Genomic DNA, 3,092 nt, shown 5'->3' on the forward strand with positions numbered 1-3,092 from the left:
ATCTTTTTGACATATGTTATATGCGGACTGTTTGCAGGAATTGCCGGAATCGTAAACTCATCCAGGATCACTTCAGCCGATTCCAACAACATAGGTCTTTATCTTGAAATGGATGCAATCCTTGCTGTTGCTCTTGGAGGTAACTCTCTTGGAGGCGGTAAGTTCTCACTTGCAGGCTCAATAGTCGGAGCATATACGATACAGGCTATAACTACAACCTTGTATGCACTTGGCGTATCCACAGACCAGGCACCTGTATTTAAGGCAATCATCGTTATCATAATCGTTGCTATCCAGTCACCACCAATAAAGGCATATCTTAGAAAAAGAAATGCAGCAAAGGAGGTGGCTAGAGTATGAGTAAACAGACTACAAACAAGAAGAAAACTTTAAACAGCAATAGCATCCTTCTTATTGTTACAATTATTCTTTTTATAGTCCTATATGCAGGCGGTTGTATAGCGTATGGAAATAAGGGTTTTACACATCTTCAGACCTTTTTGAATATCTTGATCACAAATGCGGGACTTATCTGCGTTGCCTGCGGCCTTACCTGCGTAATGCTTACAGCAGGAATAGACATTTCAGTAGGCGGCCTTGTAGCGATGGATTGTATGCTACTTGCAACAGGAATGAGGAACGGAATAGGAGCTTTTCCTATGATAGTACTTGTTCTTGTAATAGGAATAGCATTTGGTGCTGTTCAGGGATACCTCATTGGATATCTTGAAATTCAGCCATTCATTGTAACCATGGCCGGTATGTTTTTTACCAGAGGAATGACAGCAGTTATCTGTACTGAGCAGGTTTCCATCACTCAGGACATGAACAAGGCATTCTACGACATAGCCAACATTAAGATAAAGCTTCCATTTGGAGGTTATGTTAATGGTAAAGGCGTGTACATGGCACCTTATGTAAGAGTTGGAGTTATAGTTGCTCTGTGCGTACTGATACTCATATTCCTCATGCTAAGATACACAAGATTTGGCAGGAGCCTTTATGCAGTAGGCGGTAATGCTCAGTCAGCTGCAATGATGGGTCTTAATGTTAAAAAGATTAAGATGAAGACTTATATATTGTCGTCATTTCTGTGCTCTATAGGCGGTATATGTTTCTGCCTTAACACTATGTCCGGTTCGGTTCAGCAGGCACTTGGACTTGAGATGGATGCTATATCATCTGCGGTTATCGGCGGAACACTACTTACAGGCGGTGTTGGTAATGTTATAGGTTCATTCTTTGGTGTACTTATTAACGGAACGATTTCTTCTATCGTTAAGACCAATGGTAAGCTTGCAAGCTCATGGCCTAATATCCTTACGGCAGCACTGTTGTTTTTGTTTATCGTAATACAGAGTATAGCTGCAGCACTTAGAACCAAACGCACAAAGTAATTATCATCCCCCGGTCATAATGGCCGGGGGTAAATAATTAATGATATAATTAGTGGGATATGGAAACTGTTTTTGGGAAGGTGTGTGGCACGTTTTATGCATAAAGGGTTAGGCAGGATTGTATCAGCTTTTTCTATAATTAATATTCTATTAGTATTTATGTGTGGTTGTTCTGATTCAGGCTCTTCGCTTTTTCAGGATCGCGGTCTTTTTAATAATGATGCAGAAGATGAGTCCGATTCATTCGATTCATCCTTTAACGATGTCGCAGAATCAGAGTCATTAAGCGAAGATGGTATTTATATTAACTCAGGAGATACAATAACTGTCGGTTTTTCCCAAATAGGTGCAGAGTCTGACTGGCGTCTTGCCTGTACTAATTCGGTGGTGTCAGCTTTTACCATAGAGAACGGTTATAACCTTATATATGACGATGCACAGCAGAAGCAGGAGAATCAGTTCAAAGCAATAAGAGAGTTCATAGATCAGGATGTAGACTATATAATTCTTGATCCTATTGTAGAAACAGGCTGGGAAGGAGCGCTTCTTGAAGCCAAGGAGGCTGGGATTCCTGTCATCATAGTAGACAGAAGAGTTAATGTAGAAGATGATTCCTTATACACAGCATGGGTTGGGGCAGATTTCTATCTTGAAGGTGCAAGAGCATGTGCCTGGCTTGATGCATTCCTTGATAAAAAAGGTATAGATAAAGAAATAGGAATAATAGATATTCAGGGGACTATTGGTGCATCAGCTCAAATAGGAAGAAGTACAGCTCTTTTGGATGCAGTTGAAGCCCACGACAATTGGACTCTTCTCGCCGCAGAAAGCGGAGACTTTGTAAAGGCTAAAGGGCGCGAAGTCATGGAGAAGATGATTAAGGAATATGGTTACAAGATAGATGTAGTCTACTGTGAGAATGATAATGAAGCATATGGTGCAATTGAAGCACTTAAGGAAGCGGGCTATAGGATAGGAACTGACATAGCCAATGGCGATGTGCTTGTTATCTCTTTTGACTCAACAAGGGAAGGTCTTGAGCTTACTCTTGATGGGACTATTGCGGTAGATACAGAGTGTAATCCTCTTTATGGTCCTATTCTCACTCAGACTATTGGCTGCCTTGAAAATAATACCAATTTCCAGAAGGAAAGCTATGTCCTTGAAAGTCAGTTTTCTGCAGACAGGACAGTCTATTCTACAAGAATTGATGGAAATACTTATAAAGTAACAATACTGTCCCAGGAGATAATAGATGAAAGGGTATATTAAACTATCAGCTTTCAGGTAAATACGTGAACTACTCGGTAATTGAATTACCGAGGATTCCTGCTTTATGTCCTAAATAGTTTCATGAGTATATGTAGTCTGCAATGGAAACAAAATAGGGTACATTATTTCGCTCTTTTTACACTTTTTAATTCTTTAATAGGTGTTAAAATAGACATATAAGTGAACAAAAAAGTTAATCTGGTTGTGAAAGGAGATAAAGATATGGATATAACACTTGAAGCAGTAGAAAAGGTAATTGATGCCACAGGCGTAGATTTTAAGACAGCTAAGAAAGCCCTTGAAGAAACAGATGGTAATCCTGAAGATGCTATTAAGTATCTTACACCTGAAAAAAATATAGATCAGGCTCAGGATATAGTAGAGAAGATAAAAGAAAAGGTTGAAGAGGGTAATGTAACCAAG

The 3,092-nt window shown here is 39.6% G+C and carries 3 protein-coding genes and 1 pseudogene; all 4 read left to right on the forward strand.

Annotated features, from left to right (window positions below):
• Window positions 1-360: ABC transporter permease (locus K6G87_RS01065; RefSeq protein ID WP_442863357.1), on the forward strand; the 360-nt coding region annotated here is incomplete at its 5' end.
• Window positions 357-1,397 carry an ABC transporter permease subunit gene (locus K6G87_RS01070; protein WP_296832684.1) on the forward strand — a complete coding sequence of 347 codons (1,041 nt, stop codon included), beginning with the start codon at window positions 357-359 and terminating at the stop codon, window positions 1,395-1,397. The genes K6G87_RS01065 and K6G87_RS01070, both read left to right, overlap by 4 nt.
• A gap of 84 nt (window positions 1,398-1,481) precedes the next feature.
• Window positions 1,482-2,669 (forward strand): ABC transporter substrate-binding protein, encoded by a 1,188-nt coding sequence (locus tag K6G87_RS01075; RefSeq protein ID WP_296832686.1) that lies wholly within the window; start codon window positions 1,482-1,484, stop codon window positions 2,667-2,669.
• Window positions 2,670-2,891: 222 nt separating this feature from the next.
• A pseudogene (locus K6G87_RS01080) lies at window positions 2,892-3,092 on the forward strand (hypothetical protein); the annotation flags it as partial.

The sequence above is a fragment of the Butyrivibrio sp. genome, assembly GCF_024699075.1.